This is a genomic window from Streptomyces sp. NRRL F-2664, from assembly GCF_000719345.1.
Taxonomy (GTDB): Bacteria; Actinomycetota; Actinomycetes; order Streptomycetales; family Streptomycetaceae; genus Streptomyces.
Window position 1 is genome coordinate 1 of the sequence record NZ_JOFX01000466.1, and the last position, 315, is coordinate 315.

At 79.4% G+C, this 315-nt stretch carries 1 pseudogene; it reads left to right on the plus strand.

Features of this window, described 5'->3' with window-relative positions:
• Window positions 1-315, plus strand: a pseudogene (locus tag IF89_RS0136540) (hypothetical protein); the annotation flags it as partial.

Below are 315 nucleotides of genomic sequence, written 5' to 3' on the forward strand. Positions count from 1 at the left end.
GGCCCCTCCGGCAGCTGCGTCCTGCTCAACAACGCCGCCTTCGACAAGGTCCGCGAACCCGGCAAGAACCTCATCCGGCGGGCCCGCGTCGAGCGCGTGGGCGGCGGCAGCGCGCCGGCTCCCGCGGCTCCCGCGGCTCCCGCGGCCGGCGGGGCCAGGACGAGCGGGCCGGCCGCGGCGCCGGGCGGACAGGCGCCGCCGGCCGCCGGCGAGGTCGTGTGCCCGGGGTCGACGGTGACCCTGTCCGGCGAGGCCGGGCCGCCGGCGGCAAGCAGCGGCACCTTCCCCGTCGGGACGAAGCTCAAGGTCACCAAC